Below are 6,279 nucleotides of genomic sequence, written 5' to 3' on the forward strand. Positions count from 1 at the left end.
CGTTCTGTATTTCTAACGTGTCGTGTGCATCCGATATTACGAAATCATCGAAAAATCGATCTCGTCGCGGCGCGAATAGCGGCGGCGGAGTTCGCGCAGTCCCGCGTGTTCCGGTGCGGCGAGGGCGGGGTCCGCTCCGAGCAGAGCGGCGGCGGCTTCGCGCGTCAGGGTGAGGATTTGCACGTCGAGCGTAGGGTTTGCGATCTTCAAATCGAATGCCATGCCGCTCTGCTGCGTCCCGTTGATGTCGCCCGCGCCCCGCAGCTTGAGGTCGAGCTCGGCGAGGCGGAAGCCGTCGTTGGTCTCGCACATCGCTTCGAGCCGCGCGCGCGACTCCTTCGAGAGTTTCTCGCCCGACATGAGGATGCAGTAGGACTGCTCGCCTCCGCGGCCCACGCGGCCCCGCAGCTGGTGGAGCTGCGAGAGGCCGAAGCGCTCGGCCGATTCGATCACCATCACCGTGGCGTTCGGGACGTCCACCCCCACCTCGATCACCGAAGTCGCCACGAGAATCTGCGCCTCGCCGCTTTTGAACTGCCTCATCGACTCCTCCTTGTCGGCGGGTTTCATCCGGCCGTGGCAGACCGCCGTAACGTACTGCGGCAGCGGAAAGTCGCGCGAGATGGCCTCGTAGCCGTCGGTGAGGTCCTTGTAGTCCGTCGCCTCCGACTCCTCGATCAGAGGGTAGACGACGTAGACCTGCCGGCCCTTGGCGATCTGCTGCCGCATGAAGCCGAACAGCCTCAGACGCGCCGCGTCGGTGTAATGCACCGTCCGGATCGGCCGGCGTCCCGGGGGCAGCTCGTCGATCACCGAGACGTCCAGATCGCCGTAGAGCGTCATCGCCAGCGTGCGGGGAATGGGCGTGGCCGTCATCACGAGGATGTGGGGCGGCTGCTCGTTCTTGGTCCAGAGCCTCGCCCGCTGCTCCACGCCGAAGCGGTGCTGTTCGTCGATCACCACGAAACCGAGGTTCGAGAACCGCACGCAGTCTTCGATCAGCGCGTGGGTGCCGATCAGAATATCCACCGAGCCGTCGGCGATGCCCGCGAGCGCCGCCCTGCGTTCGCGGGCGTTCGAGGCGCCCGTGAGCACGGCGACCCGCACCGGCATGCCTTCGAGCATCCGGCCGATCGTGGCGAAGTGCTGGCGCGCGAGGATTTCGGTCGGCGCCATCATGCAGGCCTGATAGCCGTTGTCCACGGCCAGCAGCATCGACATCAGCGCCACGAGGGTCTTGCCGCTGCCCACGTCGCCCTGCAACAGGCGGTTCATCTGGAAGCCCGTTACGGTATCCTGCCGGATCTCTTTGATGACCCGTTTCTGCGCTCCGGTGAGGGGGAAAGGGAGCTTTTCGTTGTAGAACGTGTTGAACACGCCTCCGACCTTCGGGAAGAGGAAGCCGTTGTTTTTGGCCAGACGCGCCGCACGGCGCGTCTGGATGTTGAGCTGAATGCCCAGCAGTTCGTCGAATTTCAGGCGGTACTGCGCCTGCCGCAGCAGCTCGGGCGACTGCGGGAAGTGGATGTTGTAGAGGGCGTCGCGCAGCGTGAGCAGCCCGTACTGCGCCCGCAAGGCGTCGGGCAGCGGCTCCGCGATGCGGCCGGCGGCCAGCGCCCACGTATTGCAGACGATCTGGTACAAGCCCTTGGCGCCGAGTACGCTCGACAGCCGTTCGGTCGAAGAGTAGATGCCCTGCATGCCGCTTTCGGCCTTGCGGCTGAGGGCCTGTTCCATGGTCTCGATCTCCGGATGTACGAACGAGAGTTCGTTGCGGTAGAACGACGGGCGGCCGAAGACGAGGTATTCGCGCCCCACTTCGATCCGTTTCTCGATCCACTTGATCCCTTGGAACCAGACCAGCTCGGCCGACCCCGTGGGGTCGGAGACGAAGACCGAGAGGCGCCGTTTGCGCCCCTCGCCGGCATAGGCCCTCCCCGTAACGCGGGCGCGCAGCTGCACGAGCGTCGGCGCCGTGTCGTCGATCTCCGAGATGCGGTAGATCTTCGTGCGGTCGACGTACCGGAAGGGATAGTGGCCGAGCATGTCGCCCAACGTGCGGATGCCGAGCTCCTTTTCGAGGAGCCGGGCCCGCATTTCGCCTACGCCGCTCACGAACTTGATGTCGCTGTCCAGATAACGGTCCATGCCGCAAAGATAATGATTTCGCGCGATCCGCATGCGGGTTTACGGAGGAAACCGCCGAATAATTCACCCGTTTCTACCGGCCGTCGGCCTCCCTTCCGGCGACTGAGACAGACCGGGAGCCGACACCGCCCGCCCGAGAGGTGCGTCCGGTGTCGGCGCTCATCCTCCCGGCGCAGCGTCCGACGCCCGGATCGCCCCCTCCCGCACACACCCGACCGGCCGCGGTGTCTTCCCCGTCCCAAGCAACGGCTGAGGGCTCGGAAGAACGTCCGTAACGGAGTGCGCAGCTCGCGGAGGCACCCGCTCGCTTCCCGAACGGCGGTGCCGGCGGAATTTCACGACGTCTGGTCGTCCGGCTCTTTTTCGAGCTCGGCATCGACCGTCAGCGAGTATTCGCCCCGATACCAGCCGCCGTCGCCTTTGCCGGTCTGTACGGCTTTTTGCCAATCGATTCCGACGGCCCGGCGCACGAAGCGTCCGCCGTTCGCCTCCCCGTCCGTATCGGAGAAGCGGAGCGAGTCCGCGGACCAGTGATCCCGCCCCGTGAGCAGATACGCCCCCTCGGCGTCCGTGCGGATGCCGTCGTGGCCGGGGGAGCGTTCGACGAGGATGTTCGGAACGGGGTTGCCCGCCGTGTCGGTTACGCGGCCGCCGATCCTGTACGTCGAATAGGGGCATCCGTATGCATCGGGGCTTTCTTTGTCGCAGCCGGGAAGCCCCAGCAGCGAGAGCAGCAGCAGAACGATTCGGTTTTTCATAGGTCGGATTATTTTACGATTCGCGCGTAATGGCAGAGTTTGAGGTGTTCGTTCTCGTCGTAGAGATGCATCCCGTTGCCGCGGCAATAGCGGAACACGGCGCAGTCGGCGCACTGCTCCTTGCGGGTCCACGAGCGGTCCCGGAACTTCTCGAAGCGGTGCTGCCAGACGTCCCAGAAGTCGTCGCGGTAGATGTTGCCCTGATCGAAGTTGGCGCGGATCGAAGTGCAGCCCGAGATGGCCCCGTCGATGCGGATCGAAGCGGTCGAGACGCCGGCGGCGCAGTGATAGGGCGTGTCGCGCACCTCGCCTTCGTAGCCGCCGAGAAACCCTTCGCAGCCGTAGGAGGCACGGATGCGGCCCTCGCGGCGGGTGTCGCGGATGAAGTCGAGCAGGGCGGTGAATTCGTCGGCCGAGAGTTGCAGTTCGGGGTCGGAGGCCGCCCGCCCCGAGGGGAAGACGGTGAACAACCGCCACTGTCGGACGCCGAGCGAATGGAGATACTCCTTGAATTCGGCCAGACGCGGCAGCGAGCGGCGCGTTACGCACGTAACCACGTCCCATGCGAGCGACCCGTCGCGGGCGATCAGACGCACGGCTTCCGAGGCCCGTTCGAAACTCTCGGGGTGGCCGCGGATGTAGCGGTGGTCGTCGGCGAACCCGTCGAGCGAGACGGTGATCGCATGGAGCCCCGAGCGCAGCAGCGCATCGAAGCGCCGGGCGTCGAGCGCCATGCCGTTCGTAACCATGCCCCACGGATATTCGCGCCGGTAGAGCTCGCGTCCGATCCGTTCGAGGTCGCGGCGCACGAGCACCTCGCCGCCCGAGAGGATGACGAGCACCTCGTGCGTGTCGACATGGGGCGTGATCTGCGTATCGAGCACACGGAAGAAGTCCGCGGCGGGCATATCCGCCGCAGCGGCCTCCGAGCGGCAGTCGCTTCCGCAGTGCCGGCAGGCGAGGTTGCAGCGCAGCGTGCATTCCCAGAAGAGCGTACGCAGTTCGTGGCGGGCGATGCGGTCGTCCTCGAAACGTCTGTACAGCTCCAGTCCGATTCGCCGGCGGAGTCCGATTTTGCGCGTCATGATTATTCCTTTTTTTCCAGTACGACGGGTGCGGCCTCTTTCGCATACTCGGATACCCATCCGTTCTGTGCGGTCCGGTCGGCGGAGGTGATTTCGACGTCGACATCGCGAGGTGCGAATTCGCCGCCGTTCGCAGGTCCGTCCGTATCCTCCGCGCGGTAGACTACGTGGAAGGGAATCCGGTCGAAACAGTCGTCGCGGATGGCGTAGGCTCCCGTTTCGTCGGTATAAACCGCTTCGGGTTCATAAAACGGTTCGTGAACGTACTCCACGTCGGGGATGAACCATTCGGTGGGGACCTGACGGATCCGATATTCGACGGGCGTGATGCGGATGCCTTCGAGGGGATTGCCCGCAGGATCCGTAACCGTGCCTTTGATCGTGAAACGGGCCGTGGGGACTCCGTATGCGACCGGTATCTCCTTTTCGCCGCAGGCGCCGAAGCCCGTCAGGCCGAGCAGGAAAATCAGGATTTTCGGTTTCATGGCTAGGCTGTTTTCGTTTGTTTTCAAAGTTAAACGGAATTTTCGGGATTTCCAAGTATTTTCGTTTTTTTGGCTTCTTCGCGGGGGCTCCCGCCGGCAAAACGCAAATTTATTTGCTTTTGCCCCCGACTTATTCGTACCTTTGCGGGGGAAAACGGACTTATCCCGTTTCGCAGTCGTTGCGACGAACGCGCATTTTTCTTGGGGGGGGGCGGCCCGCAAAATGGCGGCCCGCCGCCAACCGCCGCGAAAGGCCGCTCGGCGCGCAAAGGCCCGCTCGCATCCTCCGCCGGCTGCGGACGGGGAAACGACGACACGAAACGGGAACGGCCCCGTCAAGGAAAACACAACGGATCTATCTGTTCATGGATTTGACGCAATACAGACGCCGTGCGACCACGGAGGTGCGGATCGGCGGCGTCGTGATCGGCGGCGGCCGGCCCGTGGCCGTGCAGTCGATGACCAACACCGACACCAACGACACGGAGGCCAGCGCGGCGCAGGTCGTGCGCATCGCCCGCGCGGGCGGCCGCATCGTGCGCCTCACGGCGCAGGGACCGCGCGAAGCGGAGAACCTGCGACACATCGCCCGCCGCGTGCGCGAGCTGGGGTGCGACGCGGCGCTCGTGGCCGACATCCACTTCCTGCCGGAGGCGGCGGCCGTGGCGGCGCAGTACGCGGACAAGGTGCGCATCAACCCGGGCAACTACCGCAACGACCGCGGACAGTTCGCGGCGCTCGTGGAGCTGTGCCGCGCCCGCGGCGCGGCGATCCGCATCGGCGTGAACCACGGGTCGCTCTCGAAGCGCGTCTTCGACCGGTGGGGCGACACCCCGCAGGGAATGGTGGTCTCGGCGATGGAGTATTTGCGCGAATGCCGCCGGCTCGGCTTCGATCAGGTCGTGGTCTCGATGAAATCGAGCAACACGCGCGTGATGGTCGCCGCCTACCGCCTGCTCGCGGAGACGATGGAGGCCGAGGGGATGCACTACCCGATCCATCTTGGGGTGACGGAGGCCGGCAACGGACTCGAAGGACGGGTGAAGAGCGCCGTGGGCATCGGGGCGCTGCTGGCCGACGGCATCGGCGACACGATCCGCGTCTCGCTCACCGAAGCTCCCGAAAACGAAATACCCGTGGCGCAACTGCTCGCCGACCACTTCCGCAGCCGCGAAGGCCGCTTCGAAGTGCGCCGTCCGGAGCGTTACTCCCCGACCGAATACCGCCGTCGCAGCACCGTGCAGACCCCGCTCGTCCACCGCGAATTTCCGGCCGGATTCCGCGAGCTGGAAGCCCTGTCGGCCAACCCCACGGCCGAGCTGCGCGCCGCGATCCTCGACCTCGACGACCGCGAGCCGGTGGCCGTGTGCCGCCGCTACGAGGACGCCTCGGCCGAGACGGTCGCCGTGAAGGCGGCGGCCGATCTGGGACTGCTCTTTCTCGATGGACTGGCCGACGGCATCCGCATCGTGGCGCCCCGCCTTGCGGAGGCCGAGATCGAGCGGATCGAGCTGGCGATCCTGCAAGCGGCCCGGGCGCGGATGTCGCGGACCGAGTACATCGCCTGCCCGGGTTGCGGCCGCACGCTCTACGATCTGGAGCGGACGCTGGAGCGGATCGAGGCCCGCACGTCCCATCTGCGGAACCTCCGCATCGGCGTGATGGGCTGCATCGTCAACGGTCCGGGCGAGATGGCCGATGCCGACTACGGATACGTGGGGGCTGCCTCCGGGCGCATTACCCTGTACAAAGGCCGCGAGATCGTCGAGCGCAACATTCCGCAGGAGGAGGCGCTCGACCGCC

5 protein-coding genes are annotated in these 6,279 nt (G+C 65.6%); 1 reads left to right on the plus strand and 4 read right to left on the minus strand.

From position 1 onward, the window contains the following. Positions 1–36: 36 nt before the first annotated feature. The 4 genes from recG to BN3659_RS09550 form a co-directional block, all read right to left on the minus strand. Positions 37–2,148 carry an ATP-dependent DNA helicase RecG gene (recG, locus tag BN3659_RS09535; RefSeq protein ID WP_091536508.1) on the minus strand — a complete coding sequence of 704 codons (2,112 nt, stop codon included), beginning with the start codon at positions 2,146–2,148 and terminating at the stop codon, positions 37–39. A 335-nt stretch (positions 2,149–2,483) separates the two neighbouring features. After that, positions 2,484–2,906, minus strand: coding sequence for a radical SAM-associated putative lipoprotein (locus BN3659_RS09540; protein WP_091536510.1), 423 nt, complete (start codon positions 2,904–2,906; stop codon positions 2,484–2,486). A gap of 8 nt (positions 2,907–2,914) precedes the next feature. Continuing rightward, positions 2,915–3,991 (minus strand): TIGR04133 family radical SAM/SPASM protein, encoded by a 1,077-nt coding sequence (locus BN3659_RS09545; RefSeq protein WP_171847744.1) that lies wholly within the window; start codon positions 3,989–3,991, stop codon positions 2,915–2,917. Between the two features lie 2 nt (positions 3,992–3,993). Further along, entirely contained in the window at positions 3,994–4,476 is a 483-nt protein-coding gene (locus BN3659_RS09550) for a radical SAM-associated putative lipoprotein (protein WP_091536511.1), read from the minus strand. A gap of 365 nt (positions 4,477–4,841) precedes the next feature. Here BN3659_RS09550 and ispG point away from each other — a divergent pair. Next, positions 4,842–6,279 (plus strand): (E)-4-hydroxy-3-methylbut-2-enyl-diphosphate synthase (gene ispG / locus BN3659_RS09555; protein ID WP_091536513.1); only part of this gene is annotated, 1,438 nt, incomplete at its 3' end.

The sequence above is a fragment of the Alistipes sp. CHKCI003 genome, assembly GCF_900021155.1.
GTDB lineage: Bacteria > Bacteroidota > Bacteroidia > Bacteroidales > Rikenellaceae > Alistipes > Alistipes excrementavium.